The sequence below is a fragment of the Pseudovibrio sp. Tun.PSC04-5.I4 genome (assembly GCF_900104145.1).
In the GTDB taxonomy this organism is placed as follows: domain Bacteria; phylum Pseudomonadota; class Alphaproteobacteria; order Rhizobiales; family Stappiaceae; genus Pseudovibrio.
Map to the genome: position 1 here is coordinate 579,638 of NZ_FNLB01000001.1, position 24,668 is coordinate 604,305.

Annotated in this window: 19 protein-coding genes and 1 pseudogene; 7 read left to right on the top strand and 13 right to left on the bottom strand. The window is 49.9% G+C overall.

The features are described 5' to 3' along the window. Positions 1-17: 17 nt before the first annotated feature. Positions 18-2,480 (top strand): beta-glucosidase, encoded by a 2,463-nt coding sequence (locus tag BLS62_RS02720; RefSeq protein ID WP_093176611.1) that lies wholly within the window; start codon positions 18-20, stop codon positions 2,478-2,480. Between the two features lie 318 nt (positions 2,481-2,798). Here the strand turns inward: BLS62_RS02720 and BLS62_RS30405 are convergent. Both BLS62_RS30405 and BLS62_RS02725 read right to left on the bottom strand, forming a co-directional pair. After that, positions 2,799-2,896 (bottom strand): annotated as a pseudogene (locus BLS62_RS30405) (IS6 family transposase); the annotation flags it as partial. 174 nt (positions 2,897-3,070) lie between these two features. Further along, the gene (locus tag BLS62_RS02725; protein WP_093176613.1) at positions 3,071-4,447 is read right to left on the bottom strand and encodes an alanine/glycine:cation symporter family protein; all 1,377 of its coding nucleotides are present in this window, start codon (positions 4,445-4,447) and stop codon (positions 3,071-3,073) included. 1,943 nt (positions 4,448-6,390) lie between these two features. On the opposite strand from BLS62_RS02725, the gene BLS62_RS02735 reads away from it, so the two are divergent. Next, entirely contained in the window at positions 6,391-7,893 is a 1,503-nt protein-coding gene (locus tag BLS62_RS02735) for an NCS1 family transporter (protein ID WP_093176619.1), read from the top strand. 250 nt (positions 7,894-8,143) lie between these two features. Here the strand turns inward: BLS62_RS02735 and sigJ are convergent, their stop codons facing one another. The 3 genes from sigJ to BLS62_RS02750 form a co-directional block, all read right to left on the bottom strand. Further along, on the bottom strand, positions 8,144-9,016 hold the full coding sequence (gene sigJ / locus BLS62_RS02740; RefSeq protein ID WP_093176622.1) for an RNA polymerase sigma factor SigJ: 873 nt from the start codon (positions 9,014-9,016) through the stop codon (positions 8,144-8,146). A 159-nt stretch (positions 9,017-9,175) separates the two neighbouring features. After that, a complete protein-coding gene (locus BLS62_RS31570; RefSeq protein WP_208990649.1) occupies positions 9,176-9,376 on the bottom strand; it encodes a carboxymuconolactone decarboxylase family protein in 201 nt (66 codons plus the stop codon). A gap of 127 nt (positions 9,377-9,503) precedes the next feature. Further along, positions 9,504-10,253, bottom strand: a complete 750-nt coding sequence (locus BLS62_RS02750) for a hypothetical protein (RefSeq protein ID WP_200798441.1) — start codon at positions 10,251-10,253, stop codon at positions 9,504-9,506. A gap of 109 nt (positions 10,254-10,362) precedes the next feature. On the opposite strand from BLS62_RS02750, the gene BLS62_RS02755 reads away from it, so the two are divergent. Beyond that, positions 10,363-11,898 (top strand): YjjI family glycine radical enzyme, encoded by a 1,536-nt coding sequence (locus BLS62_RS02755; RefSeq protein WP_093176625.1) that lies wholly within the window; start codon positions 10,363-10,365, stop codon positions 11,896-11,898. Next, positions 11,870-12,736, top strand: coding sequence for a YjjW family glycine radical enzyme activase (locus BLS62_RS02760; RefSeq protein WP_093176628.1), 867 nt, complete (start codon positions 11,870-11,872; stop codon positions 12,734-12,736). Before BLS62_RS02755 ends, BLS62_RS02760 begins: the two co-directional genes overlap by 29 nt. A gap of 20 nt (positions 12,737-12,756) precedes the next feature. On the opposite strand, the gene BLS62_RS02765 is transcribed toward BLS62_RS02760, so the two are convergent. Further along, on the bottom strand, positions 12,757-13,665 hold the full coding sequence (locus BLS62_RS02765) for an AraC family transcriptional regulator (protein ID WP_208990650.1): 909 nt from the start codon (positions 13,663-13,665) through the stop codon (positions 12,757-12,759). A gap of 125 nt (positions 13,666-13,790) precedes the next feature. Here BLS62_RS02765 and BLS62_RS02770 point away from each other — a divergent pair, with 125 nt between their 5' ends. Together BLS62_RS02770 and BLS62_RS02775 are read left to right on the top strand one after the other, a co-directional pair. After that, a complete protein-coding gene (locus BLS62_RS02770) occupies positions 13,791-14,618 on the top strand; it encodes a cysteine hydrolase family protein (RefSeq protein WP_093176631.1) in 828 nt (275 codons plus the stop codon). Positions 14,619-14,718: 100 nt separating this feature from the next. Then, entirely contained in the window at positions 14,719-15,201 is a 483-nt protein-coding gene (locus BLS62_RS02775) for a class I SAM-dependent methyltransferase (RefSeq protein WP_093176634.1), read from the top strand. A 58-nt stretch (positions 15,202-15,259) separates the two neighbouring features. Here BLS62_RS02775 and BLS62_RS02780 read toward each other — a convergent pair whose 3' ends face one another. From BLS62_RS02780 to BLS62_RS02810, 7 genes are all read right to left on the bottom strand, one after another. Further along, positions 15,260-16,111 carry an ABC transporter permease gene (locus tag BLS62_RS02780; RefSeq protein WP_208990651.1) on the bottom strand — a complete coding sequence of 284 codons (852 nt, stop codon included), beginning with the start codon at positions 16,109-16,111 and terminating at the stop codon, positions 15,260-15,262. Next, positions 16,112-17,032 carry an ABC transporter permease gene (locus BLS62_RS02785; protein ID WP_093176636.1) on the bottom strand — a complete coding sequence of 307 codons (921 nt, stop codon included), beginning with the start codon at positions 17,030-17,032 and terminating at the stop codon, positions 16,112-16,114. A 60-nt stretch (positions 17,033-17,092) separates the two neighbouring features. Next, positions 17,093-18,460, bottom strand: a complete 1,368-nt coding sequence (locus tag BLS62_RS02790; RefSeq protein WP_093176639.1) for an ABC transporter substrate-binding protein — start codon at positions 18,458-18,460, stop codon at positions 17,093-17,095. Between the two features lie 32 nt (positions 18,461-18,492). Continuing rightward, positions 18,493-19,539: an ABC transporter ATP-binding protein gene (locus BLS62_RS02795; RefSeq protein WP_093176642.1), complete on the bottom strand. Its 1,047-nt coding sequence runs from the start codon at positions 19,537-19,539 to the stop codon at positions 18,493-18,495. Positions 19,540-19,909: 370 nt separating this feature from the next. Then, a complete protein-coding gene (locus BLS62_RS02800; RefSeq protein WP_093176645.1) occupies positions 19,910-20,809 on the bottom strand; it encodes a hypothetical protein in 900 nt (299 codons plus the stop codon). A 152-nt stretch (positions 20,810-20,961) separates the two neighbouring features. Beyond that, positions 20,962-21,444, bottom strand: coding sequence for a lysozyme inhibitor LprI family protein (locus tag BLS62_RS02805; RefSeq protein ID WP_093176647.1), 483 nt, complete (start codon positions 21,442-21,444; stop codon positions 20,962-20,964). 83 nt (positions 21,445-21,527) lie between these two features. Continuing rightward, positions 21,528-22,349, bottom strand: coding sequence for an SDR family NAD(P)-dependent oxidoreductase (locus BLS62_RS02810; protein ID WP_093176649.1), 822 nt, complete (start codon positions 22,347-22,349; stop codon positions 21,528-21,530). A 606-nt stretch (positions 22,350-22,955) separates the two neighbouring features. Between BLS62_RS02810 and BLS62_RS02815 the strand changes: the two genes are divergently transcribed. Beyond that, entirely contained in the window at positions 22,956-24,656 is a 1,701-nt protein-coding gene (locus tag BLS62_RS02815; protein ID WP_093176651.1) for a Na/Pi cotransporter family protein, read from the top strand. Positions 24,657-24,668: the final 12 nt, after the last annotated feature.

Here is a 24,668-nt window from a genome sequence, read left to right on the forward strand (position 1 = left end):
ATTAAAAGGAACGCCACATGGCGGACAACCATCTCAAAGAACTCGTCGACCAGCTCACTTTGGAAGAGCAGGTTTCTCTGCTGTCTGGTCAGGATTTGTGGTCACTCAACGCTATTGAACGGCTTGATATCGGCTCATTGCGGGTGACGGATGGCCCGAATGGAGCAAGGGGCGCGAAAGGGTCCGGTGGCCTGTTAGAAGGAGCCCCTGCTGCCAGCTTCCCAGTGGGGATCTCAATAGGCGCTTCGTGGGATGTAGATCTAGCCGAGGAAATCGGCGCAGCACTGGCCGACGAGGTGATGACCAAAGGAGCTCACGTGCTTCTAGCCCCTACTGTCAATATTCATCGCTCGGTGACCAACGGCCGCAATTTCGAATGCCACTCAGAAGATGCCGAACTAACCGCTAAGCTTGCATGCGCCTATATCAAGGGACTGCAGGACAAGGGCATTTCCGCAACCATCAAGCATTTTGCCGGCAATGAAAGCGAAATCGAACGCACGACCATGAGTTCGGAAGTTGATGAGCGGAGCCTGCGAGAAGTTTACTTGCGCCCCTTTGAGGACGCGGTCAAACTCGCAGATACTTGGGGTATTATGACCTCCTACAATCGGCTCAATGGCACCTTTACCTCCGAACATGACTGGCTGTTGGAAGATGTGCTGCGGGGTGATTGGGGCTATCAAGGCATCGTGATGTCGGACTGGTACGGCTCGCACTCAACCGCTGAGACAGTCAATGCAGGCCTTGACCTTGAAATGCCCGGTCCAACGCGGGATCGCGGCGACAAACTGGTGACCGCAGTTGAAGCTGGGGAGGTTTCCCGTGAGGTGGTGCGCAAGCGCGCGCTCACCATGTTGCGTCTGTTAGACAAGACAGGTGCCTTAAACTCTACCCGTCCCAAACAGGAATTATCGGTGGACGCGCCCGAGCACCGTGCCCTTATCCGCAAAGCCGGTAGTGCTGGTGCCGTGCTGCTGAAAAATGAAGGTGCCATACTTCCGCTCAAAGAAACCAATGGCAAGGTTGCAGTGATCGGGCCAAATGCCAAGATTGCGCAAATTATGGGCGGCGGCTCGTCCCAGATCACGCCGCATTACCGCGTATCGCCATGGGATGGTCTTGCCTCCCGTTTGGGTGAAGAGCAGCTGATTTATGCGCAGGGTTGCACCAATCACCGCTTCGAGCCGCTCTGGACCTGCGATATCAAGGCGGACTATTTCAACAATCAGGATTTTGCCGGTGATCCGGTTCATACCGACGTCTTCTCCTCTGCGGAAGTGGTATGGGGTTTACCGATCGCTGAAGGCCATGTAACCGATCCGAACCGTTTTAGCGTGCGCATGTCCGGCACATTTAAAGCTGAAAAGTCCGGGTTGCATCAATTCGGCGTTAATTCCGCCGGTTATCTCAAACTCTTCGTCGATGATGAACTGGTTGTTGATGCCCATACCGATTGGGAGATTGGCCATACCTTCTTCGAAGAAGGCTGTGATCCTGTAGTTGGTGAAAAAGCACTTGTCGCCGGACTGAGCTATGCGATCCGGCTCGAATTTGTCACGAATGAGAATGCCAAACTGCTTTATGCCGCCTTCCGTGCCGGGATTGGTATTGGTTTGAGCGACAAGGATATTCTGGATGCCGTTCAAGCAGCCAGCGAAGCCGAAACGGCTTTGGTTTTTGTTGGCCGTTCCGGCGAATGGGACACAGAAGGCTCTGATCTTCAAGATATTACCCTGCCCGGTCGGCAAAATGAGCTGGTGAGCGCTGTCTTGAAAGCCAATCCACGCACAATCGTGGTGCTACAGACCGGCGGTCCGATTGAAATGCCATGGGTCAAGGATGCTCCGGCTATCCTACAGGCCTGGTATCCTGGCCAGGAATGCGGCAACGCAATTACTGACGTTTTATTTGGTGATACAGAGCCCGGCGGGCGCCTCTCCCAGACCTTCCCAGCCACATGGGTGGGTAATCCAACAGGTGGTAAAGGCGATGAAGTTTATCCCGGCAAAGATGGGAAAGTGCTCTATGAGGAAGGCGTCTTCATCGGCTATCGCCATTATCTCAAAACAGGGATCAAGCCGCTGTTCCCGTTCGGCTTTGGTCTTTCCTACACCGACTTCGATCTCTCGGATATGAGCGTTGTTTCAAACGGAACCAAGGCGACCGCCTCTGTGACACTGACAAATACCGGCAAAAGAGCCGGGTCTACAGTTATCCAGCTTTATGTTGGTGATGTGCAAGCCTCTGTTGAGCGCCCAATGCGCGAACTGAAAGCCTTTAAAAAGGTCAGCCTTGATGCAGGTGAAAGCCAGTGTATTGAGCTGACTCTGAGTGAAAGGGATTTCGCCTTCTTTGACACCGCAAACCGCCTCTGGCGCGTTGAACAAGGAGAATTCACCGTAGAAGTCGGTCTCTCATCGACAGATATCCGTTGCTGCGAGACCATCCAGATGGAAGCGATGACAATGAAACCCTAAGGTAACTTCCCATTTGCGACGGAGTTTTGGCGTAGATTTATGCCGCCATTTTCAGTTTGGTGGCAGGCGTGATCCCACCGATTACCCTGTTGGGGCGTTCGTTATTGTAAGTCCAGAGCCAATAGGCCCAAGGACCCAGTAACGGCATCCCCTCAGCGGTTCATCCCCGTACGTTTTCATCTCTGTGTGTGCGGGGAACGGTTGCGTTGGGAAGTATTCCGATGGTTAAGACGGACTTAGTGGGGTCTGCTCCGGCAAGGGGCGAAATGATACTCTAAGGGGTTTGCCGATAACTTTTGACGGGTTGTGTTGCAAATAAAACTTGGTAACCCAGCGGTTGAGGGTCGCGTGATGAACTACAACACCGCATGCAAAATCACGTCTTTAGGGTAATGGGTGCCTTTGAAACTGATCAACTCACCAAACCGTAAATTCAGAGCGTGCCTGTTGCAAACGAAACGATCAAAGTTGGAAACCGACTAAACTTTGCAGCACAACCCCTATTGAATCAAAAGTGCCCGCAAAAAGCGGGCACTTTTGATTCAGTTTAAGGCCCAGCAACATGCCGGGCCTATTTCTTGTTCTCCGGTCTATTCAGCCGGGAGTTTTTCTACTTCTTCTTCTGGTTCATCATCTGATGAGAAGAAATCTTTGGTCAGTTTGATAACCACCGGACTGAGGAGTGCCAAGGCGATCAAGTTTGGTATCGCCATCATGGCGTTCAACGTATCAGCGAGCAACCAGATGAAGCCCAGATCAGCTGTAGCGCCGAAGTAAATCGCGATGATCCACAAGACCCGGTAGGGTATAAGAGACTTACTGCCGAAGAAGAACCCGACACATTTCTCACCGTAAAAACTCCAACCAAGGATGGTTGTGAATGCGAAGATCGACAAAGTAATCGCGATGATATACCCACCAAATCCTGGCAAAGCAGTTTCAAAAGCGAGTGATGTCAAAGCTGCGCCGGATTGGCCGGAAGTCCATACTCCGGAAGAGACAATAGCAAGACCAGTGATACTACATACGATAATTGTATCGATGAATGTACCCAGCATCGCAATCAGACCCTGATTAACCGGGCTGTTTGTTTCTGCCGCCGCATGAGCGATTGGGGCAGACCCAAGGCCAGCTTCGTTAGAGAAGACGCCGCGAGCAACACCAAAGCGAATGGCAGCCCAAACAGCAGCCCCAGCAAACCCGCCTTCAGCGGCAGATGGGGTAAACGCTTGTGAGAACACCGCTTGCACTGCACTACCGATTGAATCGATGTTGATGAGCAGAACCAAAAGACCGGCTGCAATGTATGCAACGGCCATAAACGGAACCAGCTTACCAGCGACAGCACCAATGCGTGAGATTCCTCCCAGAATAACGGCTGCCGTCAAAACCATGAGAACGATTGCGGTTGCTTCAACAGGCACATCAAAATTTTCTTTGATGACGTGAGCAACACCATTGGCCTGCACACCATTGCCGATACCAAACGCAGCAACAGCACCAAACAATGCAAATGTTGGTGCCAGCCAGTACCACTTGGAGCTGAGTCCATTTTTGATGTAGTACATCGGGCCGCCAACAAAGTGGCCGGACTTGTCCTGCTCGCGGTATTTAACCGCACAAACAGCCTCGGCATATTTAGTCGCCATGCCAACAAGGGCAGTCATCCACATCCAGAACAATGCACCAGGTCCACCCAGGAATACGGCTGTTGCCACACCTGCGATGTTACCGGTACCAATTGTTGCGGAGAGGGACGTCATAAGCGCATTGAAGGGGCTAATGTGACCATTACCCTCGCCTTCGCGTCCGTTCCAAAGCAGGCGGAAACCAGTTGCCAGTTTCAAAATGGGCATAAACTTTAGCCCAACCTGCAGGGCAAAACCAACTCCCAGAATAAGGACCAGCATAACTGGGCCCCATACAATAGAATTAACTTGTCCGACGATATCATTTAGTACGTCCATGGTTAGCCTCCCACCATGATTTTTATTATAAGTTATCTTACATCGTCTACATGTATCGCGAATACATCTACAATATTACTATTTCAAAGAAATCATCACAATATCAATTAGTTATGTAAATTATAGGTGTTTTACCTAGGGTCATCACGGAAAGTTTTAGCGAATTTTTCCCGCTAAGATAGAGGTTTTGACTCCATGCAATCGCAATTTTTGGCAAAAGACGTGCCGCGCAGCAGTCTGTCTTGCGTATCCAATCGCACGACTAGGTAATCAACTGAAAAATGGGGCTTTTGCAAAGGGGAACAGGCAACTGGAAAATAACTTAGATTATTGAAAAGGTGAATACTTTGTAGATTTGTTCGCGGATGGATCTGGGGCATAGATGATGTCGCTCCCTCGCGTTTCTACAGCTAATTGCACCGAAACCCGCAGCACCTTCGCGAAAATCTGGGTTGCGGGAAATTAACCAAAATGCAGGGGAGGTTGAGGCGTTACGCGTAATCGAGCGCGGGCTTTATCCTGACTGCGAGGGACCTGTGAGGCTGAGTTCATCATGCCCGTGTTGGGCTGGATGAAGGGCTTCATACCTAAAGCTTGCAGTATGCCATAGACAGCAGGAAACCATGAGTAGACAGGCGTTGTTGGGTGAAAGTATTTCCAGCATCTATATTTGTTGAAGTTCTCTTTTTCAAAGACCCTTTTCAAACCGCATAAGAACAATGTCGATCATCGACCTAAATTTCCGCAGGTTAAGTTTGGCGTGATTAACTGGCCAAAGTATTACGTTAGCTTAGGCCGCCGTGGGAACATCGCTGTGTGGAACCATGATGACGTTGCAAGTTAATGGCCCGCTCAGCGCCATCTTACTTGGTTTAGTTTGAATGAGTATTTTCTTCTTCAGTTTTTGCTAAGGAGGCAAGTCAGCATGGGAAGAAGAGCACTCAACTGCGCCGGAGCTGCTGCCTCCCACATCTAACAGGACACCAAATCCGGCCCACGGCAAACACCGGATACATAACGATGAGGAACACGAGCGCGGTACTCTGCAATCGCCTCAAGCGTGCCTTCATTATGGCGACGAACTACGGCTCAATGGTAAGGATGTGCCTGAACTGGTGGAGTTCATCACCGCAAAGCTAAAAGTGATTGAAGCCGTGTACCAAGGAGACCTGCCAAGCCAACTCTAAGATGATGCAAGCTCCCGCGCCAACCCGACCCTTTTAAAGATCAAGCGTCGGAGCCAGCTTATCAGTGCATATTCTGGTCTCCAAATTTGATAGGCATTTGCCGCTGTACCGTCGGAGCGAGTTTTTTGGCCGTCACTGCATTGATATTTCCCGCTCTACTCTGTCGGACCTGTGCGGCCTTGCCATAAAAACACCGCTCCGTTGAAGGGGTAACCCGAGTTTAATATTCTTCCATCTTCAATTTATTTCCCTGAGAAACAAACTTCTTTATTTGCCGTACTCACTTTTGCAGGCTCGGACTGAGCTCCTTCGATAAAGGCCAAGACTCCAAAGTGAACAGCAAACAAGACACCGGGTTACCAGAGCTTAATCTGTATAAATAATCCAATCTTTTCAGCTTTTTAGTTTTTCCCAACAACATTTGGAATGCTTGATGATGTATTGGAGACGTTATATTATTGACCATTTGGTAGAAAATGCGACATCACGCACTGTATTCATTTAGATTTATTGATATACTTTAGTGATAACTTCAACAATCATTTGCACACTGCACATTACCAGGGTATTTAGCCGACTTTAGCAGAACAATTTCATACAGGCTGTCTTTAACCTCGCAGTGCATGTAGTGGAGCTACCGGCAAATAGCCGAAGCTGCGCTTTTTGTTGCAGGCGAGAGCTGATTTGGCACGCGCTTACTTGCGCTCTGTAAATATTTACTGTCACGACAAGAATAAAAACGTCAGGATCTAAGAGATGGCTCAAACCCAAGTTCTGGATGAGGTTTCGCGCGGCCAATCGCGCCTAATGGAACCCTCAATTCTTCCCGTCTGGCTCAATCAGCGTGCCATCAGCAATCGCGGATACATCGGCCTTTGGATCTCAATGGCGGTTATCATTGCCACATTTCAACTGGGTGCTGGCGGCGTTGCCGGACTTCCTCTGCCAATCGTTATCGCGACAATCTTCTTCGCCAACCTTTTGCTTGGCATCGTTATGGCGCTCACAGCAGATATTGGGACTGAACACGGCATCTCTTTTGCTGTTTACCTGCGCGCACCGTTTGGTACGGTTGGCACACACATCCCCTCCATTACCCGCGGTATTGTGGCCGCGATCTGGTTTGGCATTCAAACCTACCTTGGCGCACTGGCGCTTAACGGAATTTTCGCTTATCTCACCGGCTTCGATAACTGGATTGTCTGGTACATCAGCTTTGCGATCCTTCAGGTTGCTAACACAGCCATGGGCATTCGTGCTGTTGAGCGGCTTGCGAAAATCGCGGCTCCGGCGATCATGGCTATTTCAGTTTGGATGTACTTCACCGTCGACGGGTTAGCGACTGCCAGCGGAAAAGATATCTGGTCATTTGCGGGCGATGCGGAAATTTCCATTCTGGCTCTTTTTGTCGCCAACATGGCCTTCTGGTCCTCTCTGGCCGTCGACATCCCCAACATCACCCGCTTCTTGCATGTTGAAGCGGGCACCAAAAGCTTCTTCAAGCGTAACAAGAATGTATTTTTGGCTCAGTTTGTTGCGCTCCCGGTCGTACAGAGCTGGATCGCGCTGATCGGCGCGGTATCCTTCATCGCAGCTGGTGACTGGAACCCGATCACGGTCATTCAGGGTCAAGGTGCTGGCATTACCCTCGTGGTTCTGCTCGTGATGGTGGTTCTGGCGCAGTGGTCTACTAACACCAGCGCGAACCTCATTCCGGCGGCGCTGACTTTCGTGAACGCAGGCGCTCCATGGATCAACTACGCGATGGGCCTTGTCCTTGCAGCGATTGTTGGCACACTAGCCATGCCATGGCTGATCCTTGATCACCTCTTCACCTACCTCGGTCTGTATGGTGCGATGCTTGCCTCTCTCGGCGGTATTATGATCTGCGATTACTTCGTGATCCGCAAACGCCGTCTCAACGTGCCTGAGCTTTATGAGGAAGATGGTCAGTTCCATTACATTGCGGGTTGCAACCCAGCAGGCCTGATTGCATGGGCCGTCGGCGGCGCACTGGCGATCTACGCAATTGAGCTCTCCTACTTTGTCGGATTTTTCACCGCCTTTGCACTGTACTGGGTGCTTATGAAGGCTTGGATCCTGCCGAAGTTCAAACAGGATGAACTGATGCATGCCGATGATGAGAAATATCTGGCAACCAGCGTCAACCGCAACTGGGTGTATCTTGAGGGTCAAGGCATGGTGAAGATGGACTGTGCAAGCATTCCCGCACACGCTTTGTCTCGCGAAGACCTCTAACGCTCCGGTGTGGGGGCATATTCAAAGACACGACAAATTAACAGCATCAAACCCCTTGCACATCCGTGTAAGGGGTTTGCGCGTATATGAGAGGCTAGGAGAGTGGACGGGCGAGCCGAGCACCATCCCCAGTGTTGTAACCCCGAACCTGAACTCGTAAGTGACGGTATTTGCTGCAATCAACGCAAACATAAAGAATAGGGGCCGCACTCAGTGTGGCGGCTTCCCTTTGTGTTTGCAATTCTAAGCCCTAGTGGATCGCTGTAAGTTTATCTGGATTGCGTTGCGCATAGATGGCGTTCACCTTCATCTCCGCATCATATGCAAAGGCAAACGTGGTGGTGATGCCGGACCCATCTACTGTTACCAGAGACAGACAAGCGTTGAGTTCCATAATCCACGCACGCCCACTGCGCGTTGCGGGCGATATAGCTTTGCGAATAAAGCCGAGCACTTGCTCAAGCCCCACCAACGGTTCCGGGATAGCGTTGACCTTGCCACCACCATCAGAAATGAGGGCAACATCTGCGGCTAGTAATTGAGAAAGCTTATCAGTTTGCCCTGTTTCCAAGGCAGACTGGAATGCATGAACCATCACAGCCTGTTTTTCAGCTGGCGCAACATAACACTGAGAGGCTTGCTGAACATTAGCTTTCGCCCGCGAGACAAGTTTACGGCAGCTTGCTGGGCTTATTTCCAGAATATCTGCAACCTCTTCATAGCTTGATGAGAATACTTCTCGCAGCAAAAATGCAGCTTTTTCCTTGGGACCAAGGCGTTCCATTACCAGCAAAAATGCCATTGTCAGGCTTTCCGCCAACTCAATACGGTCCTCTGGATTATCCTCTGATGCGGTGTGTAACGGCTCTGGAAGCCACATACCCACGTAGCTCTCCCGCTTTTTGCGTGCGGACTTCAAGAAATCCAATGCCTTACGCGTACACACGGTGGTGAGCCAAGCATCCGGGTTTACGATTTCAGCGTGCTTAGCGGTTGACCAGCTCAGGTACGTTTCCTGAACTACATCCTCCGCTTCTGCAACGGTGCCAAGCAGACGATATGCCAGCCCCATAAGCATGGGTCTGGCACTTTCAAAAACAGTTAGTGTAGAGTTTTTTATCATTATCAATGGTTCGATATTGCGATGCGGTTCCAGAGGTTAATCATGCCGACCATAGCAGTCATAGTGGAGATTTCCACATCACTATAGTGGGTTCTCAGCTTCTGGCGAAGCTCTGGTAATTCTTCTTCCCGGTTTAATTGAGTCAGGGCTTCAGTCCATTCAAACGCCAGCCTTACGTGCATCGCGAGTGTGCATCTGCACGCAAAATCCACAACCGTTGATTTGTGACGCACGTAGCAAAATGAGGTGGTGCAGTTTCTCATCAAACCCGGTGTTGCTGATCGTTGCTTCAACGCCTTGCAAGGCTGCCATAATCGGAGCAGCGTTTTCATAATGATTGATGGTGTTTTGAACGGTCATGTCCGTCTCCAGTGATTGTTTTTGTTGCCTTCACTGGTTCGACGAGACAGGTCTTCCATATGTGACGTGGGAATTGAAGAAAACCGTTTGAAAGCTATCACCTTTCAAAGACGACATACCAACCACATCACCCACCAATTAGAAGAGGCGGAGGCGGAGATATCCCGTTGGATTTGCCATTTGAAACCTGAGAAGGCCGAACAGATCGACGTTTTTGTGGCTGACTGGCATAGTTTGGATTACTTACTTTTACGGTCGGCGCATCTGTAATCTTATCAAAATATGACCTGTCATTGATAAGGTAAATTTCTTTTTTGAAGCGATAAACCAATCTGTCCGCCAGACGATTAAAAACCCATTCTGGTGAATAGTACTTGTTGAATCCAACAGACAAAGACGCGAACGTTCCCTTGCCTGGGTCGCCGCTCAACTTAAAGCGATGGACAACGCCGTTTGCTTTGGGGCCGATAAAGAAATAGCCATTCAGGTAACCGTTTGCTGAGCCTTTAAACCCCAAAACCGTTGTATATTTGATCTTCGTTAGCGCAATAGTCAGTTCGTGAGATGAAGTACCCGCAGGTACCCATTTTGCGCTTTCCCGAGCCATCCTATTGAATTTTTGCGTGAGCTGCTTTGCAACGAGAGCACCATGTTTAACATTAGGTGCAATGACCTTCACCTTATTGATCCGATAGGCGCCGCGCTCTTCTGGCGTCTTAGTGGTTACACACCCGCCCAATAGGAATAGAGGAAGAAGTAAAATCAAAAAACGAGTCATTTTTGCAATACCTGTAAGAGAATGAATGCAATTTACAGGTGTTAAAGTTAAACGTCGTTTAATACTGATCGCTTTCCATCCGCATCGCCTCTGTGCCAATTCATCCTGTGCACCACTCCTGATTTCCTACCGGAAATTGCGGTAGTTCAAATCTTCGCGCGGTTTGCTGGTTTAAGATTGGTTCCAAAGAGCAATAAGGAACAGACCCATGTCGGAGCTTCTTGAACGGTTTAAAGGGATCACCGAGGATCCTAGCCTCTCCTTTGCGCAAAAAGCGCGTTACCTCTCGCTGGAGGCAGAAAATTCTCTGCCCTACCCCGAGCTTGATGAGGAAACCGCCAAGGCACTGGAAGAGCGCGTTATCTGCGATATGTACGAGGGACACGCGCCCTTTAAACCGCGCTATGTGATGCCGGATTATTCGGTTGTGTTGGAACAGGGCAGCAAGTTCCTTGAGCTTGAGCCAGCCACAACACTGGATGAAGCCATCAACTCGCTGATGATCGCGTACCATCACGTGCCATCAGTCACCAATATGCCGGTGTTCATCGGGCGGCTGGATAATTTGCTGCTGCCCTATTGTGACGGCGTGAGCGATGAAGAGCTATACACCAAACTCAAGCTGTTCTGGCGCTATCTGGACCGGGTTCTGCCGGATGCTTTCATGCATGCCAATGTTGGGCCAACAGATAACCGTGTTGCTCGTGCGGTTATGCAGGTGGACGCTGAGCTGAAGCAAATTGCCCCAAACCTCACCTTCATATGGGATCCTGAGGTCAGCACAGACGAGATTTTCAGTCAGGCGTGCCAGAGCATCATTGAATGTTCCAAGCCGCATATTGCCAACAACCCACTGCATCAACCGTTGTTTGATGATTACGGGTATGGCATTGCCAGTTGTTACAATGTTTTGCCGTTGTGTGGCGGTGCCTCTACTCTGACACGCATCAACCTGCGTGAAGTGGCGCGCCGTTCTAAAGACACCGCTGATTTCTTTGAGAATGTGCTGCCGAAATACATCGCCCTGAATTTCCGCCTGACAGAAGCGCGGATTGATCACCTCTTCAACAAATCAGGTTTCTTTGAGAGCTTTCTGATTGAAGAAGGCTGGTTGCGCAAAGATCGTTTCACCGCCATGTATGGCATTTTCGCCATGGCTCAATGTGTAAACGAGCTGCAGGAGAAAGAAGGCCGTGACGGCAAATATGGGCATGACAAGGTAGCCAACACACTGGGTCATCGCATCTCCAAAGCGCTTTATGAAGCGGTTGAAGCACGCCCAATGGAAAACGTTTGGCAAGGTAAGGCTATGCTGCACTCACAAGCGGGCCTGAGCGATGATGATGGCTGTACCCCGGGAGTTCGTATTCCCTATGGCACCGAGCCGGACCCAGTGACCCATGTGCAAGCATTAGCTGGGCATCATGCTTACTATCCATCAGGTGTTTCCGAAATTCTGACGCTTGACGAAACCATTGAGAACAACCCAGCCGCGCTGGAGCAACTGGTTAAGGGCGCGTTTACTATGGGATTCCGTGAGTTTTCTGCCAACATCTCCAACAATGATCTGATACGCATTACCGGATACATGGTACGTTTGTCAGACATCGCGAAGTTTAAGGAATGCGGCGGGTCTCGCATCAATACGACAGTGCTGGGCGCGGAAGCTGCCGACTCCGGTAAAATTTTGGAGCGCGCACCACGAGTGATGAGCCATGAACTTACCCCACGCTACAGTAAGTAAGGTAATCAAGTTCTCTTGTGTGGACGGGCCGGGAAACCGGCTTGTCCTGTTTTTGCAAGGGTGCAATTTTGCCTGCCCGAGCTGCCACAACCCGCACACCATGAAGCTATGCAACGATTGCGGTGATTGCATACCGGAATGCCCAAGCGGTGCGCTGACAATAGTGCAAGGCAAGGTGCTGCATGATCCAAGTATTTGCGAGCATTGCGATAAATGTCTGGACGTCTGCCCAATCAACGCCAATCCGAAGGTGACGCAATACAGCGTTGAGGATGTGCTGGTTCTGCTGCGCCGGAATAAGCCATTTCTCAATGGCATCACCATCTCTGGCGGGGAAGCGACCACACAACTGAAGTTTATTATAGCTCTGTTTAGCGCCATCAAAACAGAAGAGAAATTGAAAGACCTCACCTGTTTTATTGACAGCAACGGCTACCTACCAAACACTGCGTGGCAAACTGTATTGCCCGTAACAGATGGCGTGATGCTGGACATCAAAGCGTTTAATAATGATCTCCACAGTCTGCTGACATCACGCAGCAACGAGCGAGTTCTCAGCTCTGCCAAACTGCTTTACGATGCAGGCAAGTTGCATGAACTGCGCTATCTCCTCATCCCGCACCGGACAGATAAACCGGAGGAACTGGAGCAACTCAAAGCGTTTATGCTTGGTCTGGATGTAGACCTACCATTGCGCCTCAACGCATTTCAGCACCACGGCGTCAAAGGCGAAGCTCTCAACTGGCCAACCATGCAAAAGCCGGATGTGGAACGCATTGCGTTAGAGCTACAAACAGCGGGCGTGAGGAATGTCATCACCCCTGCGGTTTATGTGTGAGGTAGACGCAAAGCCTCACACTACGCTTTCTTCTGCATCCGGAACTTCTGCGGCGAGAGGCCTATCGCACCTTCGAATGCTCGTGAGAAAGCACTGCGGCTGCGGAAGCCGATGAGGTGTGAAATGCGCTCAATGGGATGGTCGGTTTCCAGCAGCATGGTAGCGGCCCTGCGCATGCGTACATCTCGCAGCAGTTCCATAGGTCCGCTGCCATAGGCCTCCTGAAACCGCTTGGCAAACCCACTGCGGCTCATGCCTGCCAGGGAGGCGAGGCTTTCAACGGAGTGTGAATCTCCCGGCGTATCAAGGATATGTCGCAAAACGGGCCACATGCGTTGATCGCGTAAGGCAGCCATCCATTCCAAACCACCAAGGGGATCATCAAACCGACGGCGGACCAACTCAATCATGCACTGCATCAACAATGCGCGCACCATAGCAAGGCTACCTGGGGCAGGTTCTGCAAGCTCTTGCAACAACCGTTCAATAGGTGCAGCGAAAGCATTTTCGCCGGTTCTGTTCTCGACAATTGGCTCTTGCACCAGATCAATCAGATTTTCCATCTGCCGTAAGCTGAGTGAAATGCGAGCGCAGATGGCGATCAACTGGCCTTTATCCTGACTGTCACTGTTATGGATGAGGTGAGCCATCTTCAGCTTGTCGGGGTTGCAGCTGGGAATCGGATCCTGAATCTGCCCAAAACTGCGCAATACATGTGTTTTGAGAGCAGGCACAAGGATCAAAGACCCACGACTAACGGGGATGGCCGGGCGGGCGGGCAGCACCAGCTCCCCCTCCCCGGCGAGCACATAGTGCAGCGTGGCGAGTGGGTCTTTGCCCAAATCCAGATCGCAGGCACCGTTCAGCTCACACAAGGCAAACGGATGGGCCTGTATCTCCATTTCGTCGAGAATAAAATGAATATCCATGAGTGTATCTATAAAGCGCAGCGCGATAGAATGATACATAAAGAGACGATAAGGTACCATTTCTGGACCATAAAGCACATTGCATGACGCATCTTCAACTTACCAACTTGAAGAAGGAACAGACAATGTGTAACGATCATGATCACAAGAAAACACTCAGCCGCCGCGACGCTCTGCGTGGTGGGCTTGCAACAGCAGCCGCTGTGGGCGGCGTTGTTGTAGCTGGTGCGGCACAAGCAAAGTCTAACGATAAGGCACCTGATCCTTATGCACCGGTTGCAAATTCTGTTCTGCCACCAAGCAACATGAAGCTGGATCTGAAGCGCACAGCTCTCGTTATTACAGACCCACAGAATGACTTCCTATCACCTAAAGGAGTTACATGGGGCGTGGTTGGCGAAAGCGTGACACGCAACAACACCGTCAACAACATCGAGCGTCTATTCAAAGCTGCAAAGGCCTCTGACCTTACCGTTGCTGTTTCTCCTCACTACTATTACCCAACCGATCATGGTTGGAAATTTGAGGGTGCACTTGAAAAACTGATGCACAACATTGGCATGTTTGACCGCAAAAGCGCGCTTAATCTGGATGGCTTTGAAGGTTCAGGCGCTGACTGGTTGGAGCTTTACAAGCCATACATCAATGACGGCAAAACCATTATCACCTCACCGCATAAGGTTTACGGCAACGATACCAACGACCTTTCTTTGCAACTGCGCAAGCAGGGTGTGGATCAGGTTATCCTTGCAGGCATGTCTGCAAACCTTTGCACCGAAAGCCACATGCGCGAATTGATCGAGCAAGGCTTTGAAGTCGGCGTCGTCAGCGATGGCACCGCAGCGGCTATCATTCCAGATGGTGATGGCTACCTCGCTGCTCTGACCAACTTCCGCTTTATTGCAAATGCGGTTTGGACCACAGATGAAGTCGTTAAGCTGCTCCAAGCTTAATGCAGAGTACGCACCGCCTTTTTCCATGGCGGTGCGTTTTCTATTTTGAACTGCGGTTGATTTGAACAGCATACGCGCCTGCAATCGGCTAAACACAGCCATGGCTCAGAAATTAAAAATAGGTCGCCGCGTCGGCGGTTGGCTCTATCTCCATCGGTCAGGTGTGGACCTTCTGCATCCAGAGGATGCAGAGCGGCTGGCACAAGCCCTCGCCCATTTGCCAGATGCACAATGGAATCTTTGCAAAATCGGCAAAGACAAGATCTCGCTCCTCCATTACGAGGCGTTTGAGGTCTCAGGTTTCCCGGTACTGCTGCACTCCATTACGTTTGACCTGAAGACAAACGCAAATAAAGCCATCGATTATTCCAAACGCGATAACCCGCCCATCTTACATCGCAAAGAGCTTTTGTTGCCCGAAGACGACCCGAATATCCCGATGTATGAAGCTCTCACCAAAGCAGCGGAAGGTTATGGGTTGTTTATCAATCCAGCAGGCATCGGAACCCGGCGCGCATGGGATAAACGCATATTTGAGGCTGGGTTGAAACTGGAAGGTCATGCGTTAATCAAGCTGGTTTAGGAGATGGCCAATAGGCTTTTGGTGTTTCCTCCAGCCAATATTTTCAACGAAACCCGTCTCACTCAGCCAATGGGTAGTTGCGGATGAAGCGATCTGTGAAAATAAGCAGGATTATGCCGGGGATTGATGCAACTAGGGCGATGCCTGCGCCAGTTGCGTCCAACGCGCCGCCTGAGATTTTCGCAAACAGAAGGGTCGGCAACGTAATGATTTTGCCCTGCCCGATGAAAAACGTCAGCAAAAACAGGTTGGTGGAGACCAGAAACGTGAACAATGAGCCTGCAATGACGCCCGGCAAAATCATCGGCAGCGTCACCTTGAAAAACACCTGCCTGCGGCTTGCACCCAGCACCCGGGCATGGTCTTCCGCCTCGGTTCCCTGCCCTTGGTAGACAGCAGTTAACATCCGTACCATGTAAGGTATTGTCGGGATCAAGTGAACGAGGATCACGCCTGCATAGGTTCCAGCCAAACCCAGTGTGATGAAGATCATCAGCAAAGCAATACCTATCGCAGCTTCTGGTAGAAGCAACGGCAGCGCTATCAAAAACTCCAACTGATTTTTGCCGCGAAAATCCCTTTGTGCCAACACGCGAGCAGCGGGCAAACAAATGATCAGGCACAGCAAGGTCACAACAATCCCGATGCCAAGGGTGTTAAGTGTTGCTTCCACCACGCGGGAGCTGGGGGAGAAAACATAATCCCACGCCAGTGGAAAAGGAGATCGCGTGCGCTGTTCATGCCACCACACGGTTGGCAGGACATTTGGCCATGCCCACCGAAATGCCAGAGACTGAATGATAAGAGGTGCAAACGGTGCGATGGTGAACACTGCCATTGCAAGCACGAACAAGCGCTGCCAAGGACTTATGGCTTTGATATCTCGCAGTTTGGGGCCGTGAGCACTCATCTAAACTCTCCCCCGTGCACGTTCATATCTGCGATAACCCAGCAAATACGCCGCGAGGAATACCCCGGAAACCAGCGCTAACGAGACCACAACAGCCATGCCTTGCAACTGAAATGCGTAGTTGGCATCCTGAAAATACCGCCATGCCAGAACAGGAAGGGTATCAGGATAACCGCCTCCAAGGATAAGCGGTGCTTCAAAGGCCCCAATGTTGAATGCAAAACAGATGAGAGAGGCTGACACAATACCGGGCATAATCTGCGGAAGAGTGACCCGCCAGAAAATCTGCTGTGTCGTCGCGCCCAGCACCATGGCCGCTTCAACCGTATCCTCGCCTTTGCGGGCAAGAACAGCAGCTAAGGTCAGCGTCATGAACGGAACTTGCTTCCAGACATAAACAGCAATGATGCCCCAACCCCAATGAGTTTTCAGAATACGCGCAAACTGTGATGGGTCGTCAATCCAGCCAACTGCTGCGGAGAACCGGGAGAGCAATCCACCGTTACCGAGCATAATCAAAGCTAGCGCGATACCAACTGTATAAGGCACCATCAACGGCAAGCGGATGAGAGCTGCAAAAAGGCGAGAGCTTTTGAAGCGTTTTGAAAGAGCAATACTAAGAGGCACTGAAATGACGAGGCCAATCAGCGTTGCTGCAAATCCATAATAGAGCGTATAGCCCAAAGACACCCAGAATCCGGGCGAGAACCAAAGGCGCTCGAAATAAATAGTGGTTGGGAAGTCATTAATGCCGAACCAAGGTGCATAACCAAAGCTTTGCAAAACTCCCAGTAAAACGGCCCCACCAAACAAACCCACCAAAACCACAAGTAATGGCGTTACTTCTGCCACATCGCGCAGTGTCTGCATCCTGTTCGTCATCGCGGTCGTTTGGGTGTTGGCTGGACGTGCCTCAGGCATCAATATTCATTTCATTGAGAGAGGCAGATGGCAGTGCACCGCCATCTGCGTAATCCAGAGTTAGTTGTTCAGCTCACCTGAAAATTCGGCAATGATATCAGCAAGCGGTTTATCTTCTTTGCGCTCAATAACGGCCAGCCAGGTCGCCTCAATCACATCAACAAGGCTTGCGTTTGTGTCAGGTGCAATGTTGTCGTCAAAGTCTTGCTGAGTCACGCCATAATGCGGTGGTGCTGCGGCTTCCACAACGGCGTTTTCCTCTGCAGTTAAGCGCCATAGATCCAGCCCAACCGGCATTCCTGCTGTCTTCAACATGGAGGCCTGCGCTTCCATGGAGGAGAAGTAATTAATAGCAACAAGAGCTGCAGCCGGGTTCGGGCTGTTCAACGGCACGGCAAGGTAGTTCTTGTTTTTGATCATGTTGCCAGTCGGGAAGATCATCTCTTCTGCCTGTTCAGGATAAGCACCTGTGATCAAACCATTGTGGTTGCCAAACACGCCAAACTTACAGCTGAAATTGACCTCCGAGTTGAGGAACAGATTGTCCAGCTCTCCCGAGTTTTCAGCATAGCGCGGCGAACCGGAACTTCCGCCAAGCAGCAACGGCTCGAGGCTTTTTAGGTACTCAAAACCGGGTGTCATCAGGCGAGCCAACTCCGCGCCGCCGAGCTCTTCAAAGGATTTCTGGTAGGGCTCCGCCCCAGTCCCATCTGGATTATGGGCATAAAGCACAGACTGCACGAAGGTGTTGCCCAGATAATGAGGCGGCTTCACATAGGTGAACTTGCCCGGATTGGCTTTCAAGTAGGTCTTGAGCTGTGAAAATGTAGTGGGTGTATTTTCGACAGGAACATGAGCGCGGTTGACGGAGCACACATATTGCTCACCAGACCATGGCATTTCCTGGTAGCCGGTCTTAACGCCGAAATCGCGCAGGTTCAAAAGCGAACGGGTATCAGATTCATCCCATTCGAAGTTCATAGAATTTGGCAGGCGATTGGCAAAAGCACCCCAAAGCGCATTTTGCTGCTTTAAAGAGTAGAAGTTCTCGCCATTCACCCAAATCAGATCAACGCTACCCTGTTCCTCACCGCGTCCGGCCGCCAGTTCTGCGATCACAACATCAATGGTATCTTTTGTTGCAGTGATGCGGACCGGATTGAGTTTTACCCCTTCGGCAGCAAGTGCTGGCTGGGCTACTTGATCCATCCACAGGTTGAGGATGTCAGACCCACCCCAATAATAGAAATTGACGGTGCCTTGTGCACGCGCTTTGGTCGTCACATCTTCCCAACCAAGGTTGCCTTTCAAGAACTCACTGCGGAACAGGCCCGGCGCGTCTTCTGCCTGTGCAGCACCGCTCAAGCTTGCCAAGGCGAGCGTGCTTGCAAGAAGCATTTGCTGTGTGAGTGCTTTCGATCTTCCCATTAAATTTCCCCAAAGATTTCGGTAGAGCTGCTTTATTGCAACAGCCATATTTGTTCTGGCGGAAGGGTTACAGTAACCGCATCGCCTGTTTTTCGTTTAAGTGTAGATGCTTCTTCGACGGTCAGAGATCCCTCTCCTACCTGAAGCGTATAGCGCATCATAGCGCCAAGAAATTCTGCTCGTTTGATAAGGCCAGAAAAGATGTTAGGCCCTACCGGAGCCAATGCATCCCCTAAAGTGATGCTCTCATATCGCACCATCGCCTTGGTGGGATCTTCTAGTTTGATGTTTGATTTAACGCTAAATTTCAAGGGCCCGAATGGGCTTTGAATATGCGAACTGGAGTGCGTGCAACATTCAAAAATATTGGAGTGCCCCATGAAGCGTGCTGTCTGCTCATTGGCTGGTTGCTGGTAGATCTCATCGGGCGCTGCCAACTGCGCAATACGCCCATCAAACATAACCGCAATCCGGTCTGCCAGATCCATCGCCTCAATTTGATCATGCGTGACGAGCAGCGTTGTCATGCCGTATTCATCATGCAAATCACGAATAAATTGGCGCATTTCGGTGCGCAGAAGCGTGTCGAGGCTGGCCATTGGTTCATCCAAGAGCAGCACATCTGGTTTTGTCACCAGTGTGCGGGCAATAGCGACACGTTGCATTTGCCCACCAGAGAGTTGAGGAGGAAAGCGCTTGGCAAAAGCGGAAAGGCGCACAACCTCCAGCATTTCTCCAACTAACTGGTTTTGCTGTTGCAAGGGCATTCCGCGGACGGACAAACCAAATGCAACATTCTGTTCCACGGTCATGTGGGGAAATAAGCCAAAGCGTTGAGAAACAAGGCCAACCTTACGATTCTGAACAGGCAGATTGGTCACATCCCGGCCATCAAACCAAATTGAACCCGAGGTCGGCTGTTCCAATCCGCAAACCATACGCAAACTGGTGGTTTTACCGCAACCAGAGGGGCCTAGAAGAACGAGAAATTCACCACTGGACACATCAAGATTTATCCGATCAACCGCAGGCGCGCCGGAGAATACTCTTGATACATCTTTGAGTTGAACCTTCGTCACGAGGGGCCTCTTCACTCATCTTGATCGGGACTGTTAGGCCCAGTTTATTATTATAGTTTTCAAGCAATTAGGAAACCTGCACAATAACTGGAGTGATCTTCCAGAAGTACAAAGGCTCCAGTTTCCATGGGCAATTAAGTAATTTGCACACTATGCCAGCAAGTTGTTGACAGTACAGTAAAATCGGTGTGAAGTCGACGTTATGAAATGGGCAAAAAGCCTACACAGCTGGCATTCAATGCGTGCCGTCTTCTATTTCTTATAGCTGTATTGGCAGCAAACGAACCTCACCAATTCTAAGAGTTTTGCAAGAAGCTCATATTACTGAATAATTTCGAACATCATTTTTGCTCAATGCGTATTTAGGGATCTATGCATCAGCATTTGCAAAGGCGAACCAGAACTGTTCCGCAATTGGTTTGCTCTGTGAATAGATTTCGCGAAAAGGAGCGGGAAAGTTAGTTTTTGCAAACGCAATATCCCCTTCGTTAAAATGCTTTCGGTAAATATCTTCCACGTCCTTAGACATGACCTCTGCACGAGCCCCTTTCTTGCAATAATCAAACGCACAAGCCAGTAATTGCTTGCGGAGCCCTTTATCCTCAATCGTGGAAAGTTGAGGAATGACCGCAAAGCCAAGATCATTCAGTCCAAGATTAACTTGCCCACGAATATCGTTAGGTTCAAGCAACTTCAGTTCATAGAATTTGTTTATATGCCCAACGAATTCTGCAGTATCGTTCTCCATTGCCTCTTGGGGCAAGTAAGTAACTGAGATATTTTTCAACTGATCTGCCACAGCTTGCCAAGCGAACGAACTCGTCACCGTATTGTTTGCAAAGTCATGAAAGTTAGTCCGGGCTCCGCGCCAAGCCAAACCGTGCAAGAACAAAGAAATCAGATAGTCCGTCCGCCCCTGAACTGTCACAAGTGTCTCCACCTCCACGCCAGTGCGTTGTAACCCTTCAACCAAACGCACATACCGCTTTAAATATGGATAGAAACTACCAGTGTGAAATGGCTTTCCCATCAAGCGTTCATGAGACAACCGATATGTATCTGTACCTCTCCTATAAATAGCCTCCTGAAACAGTTCAGCCAGTTGCGATGCTTTGGGTTTAATCAACCTGTTCTCATAGAGCGTCATGAATGCGCTGTTTTTGAAACTCGTCCGGTCATCAAATAGGTCAGGATGTTTGGCATAAAGCTGTTTTTGAAGCGCAGTTGTACCTGTCTTATGAGCTCCGATATGAACTAGAATTTTTTTCATCAGCACAGACCTTCAGAAACAAGCATCCGATCAGCCTACTTACATTTGCCTGTACTGCTATTCCTCAATATTGGCCCCTGTAATGGAATAGAGGAGGTTCACCAGTCATCTGAACTGCGCGCAACTTACATAATAATATGCGCTTAAAGACTTTACTTTGGAGCCAGTTCTTCCAGAAACTGCTCTAACTGCAAACTCCGGACTGCTGTCTGATCACCCATGCAAACTGACATGGCCAGACTGGCATGAGACCCTCCCTCATAAATCAATGCATTTGCCGAACAGGTTTCATCACGGAATTCAATCCAAGAGCGTTGCGCGGACTTCAGGCTGGATTTCACGTTAAAACTCGCCAGTTTCATAATTGCCTGATAGGCAGCATTTAAACGCTGGTCCCACACCATGTACTCTTGAACCGCACAATAGATCATGCGGTTGTTTTGGTAGCTATCACCAATGCAGGATTGCATAGTCTCGCCGTAGCACATCATGGCGGGATAACCGCCGCCATTCTCCTCCACACATTTTGCTACAGCGCCAGCTTCCAGTTCAGTGGGGGCTTCGGTTGCGAAAATATCTGTGCCCGTCAAAACAATAAGGGAAATACACAGGAATAGTGTTTGAAGAAAATTCATTGCAACCTCAAATATTACTCAATTTAATACCTTAATCGCATCGGCAATTTATTTAAACTGCCACTATTGAATGGTCTTTTGTATTATCTGAATTTCGCATAGTCTTCAGGATCTATAAACTGCTGCATTTCACTCCACAACAGCCTATTCAACAGCCGGCGCGGTAGAAGTGCTACGGCAAGTCTTATAGCCAGCGAGCTGTTCCCATAACTGATATTCGGTTGTTTCTTGGCCATACCTTTAACAATAACATTCACCAGTTTGGCAGGCGGCGTTGTTAGATATTTCGCCTTGTAAGCCTCATATTGCGCGCCATTGACTATGTTTGTTGCTGCTCCACCTGGATAAACACCGTAAATCTCGACGGGTGTTTTATAGAACTCGACCATCAACGCCTCTGTGAATCCACGGATCGCAAATTTTGACGCGCAGTAGTCTGAATTGTTGGGGATGCCGAGTAAGCCATAGATGCTGGAGATATTGACCAGCGCAGCTTCGCTCTGCTTAATCAGTTGCGGCAAAAACGCTTGCGTTCCGTTTACAACTCCATTGAAATTTACATTCATAGTGCGCTGAAAATCATCTGGCGCCATTGCATAAAACGGCTTGGCAGCGCCCCGTATTCCTGCATTGTTGACCACCACATGAGCGGAACCAACCAAACTTTGCACTTCTATGGCAAACCGCTGCATTTCCAACCGATCTGCCACATCAAAATCACAAGTGAAGATCTGACAATTTGGGTATTTGGTATGGACCAGTTCATGCGTTTCCCGCAGCCGCTCAACATCGTGATCGTTGAGTGCTAGTTTCGCACCGAGGTCGGCGAATTTCATCGCAAATGCTCGGCCTATTCCAGAACCGGCACCCGTTATCACAACTGTTTTGCCTGCAAAGTCTTTCATCACCAGCTCTCCTCAAGCCAGGAGGCAATTCTCATGCAAGTCTATCGACATTTTGCCCCTAGGGTAAGTGAGAAACGTAGCGTTACGTCCCTTCGATTTTAGGGAAAACATGCGATATGTCACCTAAATCGGGTTTGCCCCAGCCTGGGGAAAACGCACCTTGTGCGTATTTTGGCGAATAGTTTTCGGAACGTTTTACTCGTCGAATTATCATTTGAATACAATGAGTTAGCTCAATTTATTTCTTCATCACCCAACCTATGCTTACTTGTCTTTCAGCGTCCAAAAACCGCACAAATTGCGCAAAATTATCGCCATAATCGGGTATATCATATTGTCTTATCGGCATAAGTGTCTTAAGTTACTCTTCAATTAATTGAGGTGGCTAATAATAGCCGCCGGACTGAATTCACGAGTACGCAGAGCCTCCCAAAACATTTGCGACGTGTGTCATCAAGTTATTCTGATCACTCTCAGAAACAAAAGATGCCACGCAATTTTTGATGATCCGGAAAACCAGCTTAAAAACCCTTGCCGCACACCACGACAACTGCGTTTAAGTTTAGTTCCTCAAGATAACCGCGAGATTATAACCCGGAGACCTTGATGAGCAGTTTTGAAATACTTCTATACCTTGCCGCAGGTATTTCCTTGTTGTTTTGGGCAACCAGAATGATCCGGACCGGGGTAGAGCGTGCGATTGGCCAGAAGTTTCAGGGCTGGATGCAGCAGGCATCTAAAAACCGTTACACCAGTTTCACCACTGGCTTGCTTGTTTCAATTATTCTGCAAAGCGCGACAGCGACAGCCATTCTGGCTCGGGGGTTCATCAGCAAAGGCACAATTACGCTGGCCGCAGGCCTCGCAATTATGCTTGGCGCGGACCTTGGGTCCACCATGGTGGTACAGGTGTTGTCTTTAGACCTCAGCTGGCTGCTGCCCGTGTGTCTTGTGGTTGGCGGTGCTTTGTTTTCGCGCGGCAGCACGCGCACCATGCGCCAAAGTGGGCGGATCATCATCGGCATTGGACAAATGCTGATTGCGCTTTCTTTCATCAGCATGGCTTCAACTCCATTACGTGAAAGCGGTGCCCTTCCGGTTATTCTTAACCTGTTAATTGGGGATCCGTTTATTGCTATCATCACCGCCGCTGCATTGACTTGGTTGTTGCATTCCTCTGTTGCCGTTGTGCTGATGATTATGACACTTGCAAGCACTGGTGTTTTGCCGCTGGAAGGAGCCTTGCTCTTTGTCCTCGGTGCCAACATAGGCTCAAGTATTATTCCGCTGGTTCTCACCATGAATGACAGTGCAGATGTACGCCGCGTTCCAGTGGGCAACATGATCTTCCGCGTGGCAGGTGTTTTGATCGCCCTATTGTTGATGAAGCTTGACCTTTTATCTGCTGATATGTTGGGGGCAGATCCGGCTCGTGCCATTGCAAACTTCCACAGTGGGTTCAACCTTGCAGTCGTACTGCTTGGCATTCCAACGATCAGTATAGTGGCTCGCCTGACAAAGTTGATAATTTCTGATCATGCCGGCGAGCAGTCTGATGACCTCGCGATGGAACGCCTCAGTTTGCTTGACCGAAAGTTACTGCAAACACCCGACCTCGCCTTTAGTGCAGCCACACGCGAAATGCTGCATATGAGCGAGAAGGTTGAGGCCATGTTGCGCGGCGTGATGGTTGTTTTCCGCGAGGAAGACCCACATACAGCCCGACGCTTGATGAAGATGGATGATGAAATTGATGATCTTCACATATCTATCAAGGAATACCTGACAGACGTCACCACCCATTCCATGAGTGAGGTGGATTACCAGAAATATACCGAGCTAATGAACTACTGTGTTTGCCTTGAACAGATGGGTGATGTGGTACAGCGGAATTTGTTGGTTCTGGCTGAGAAGATGTCCGGTTTGAATAAAGAATTCTCAAAGGAAGGTTGGCGGGAAATCCAAGATCTGCATGCAGCTGTTTTGCAAAACTTGCAAATCTCGCTTCGTGTGTTGATTACGCGTGACCCTGCCCTCGCACGGGATCTTGTTGCTCGCAAAGTTGTTGTCAGGGAACTGGAATATAAAAGCCGTGAAGCACACCTACGCCGGTTGACACAAAACCGGCAGTCCAGCCGCACAACAAGCTCCATTCATCTGGAAACAATTAGTGATCTCAAATACTTGAATGCACTTCTCACCACGGTAGCCTACCCTATTGTGGAAGGGGAAGGCGAATTATTGCGTAGCCGATTGACCAATGAGGATCACGGCGAACAACCCGCATTGCGGCCAGCAAGCACCTAGATCTCCTCTCCC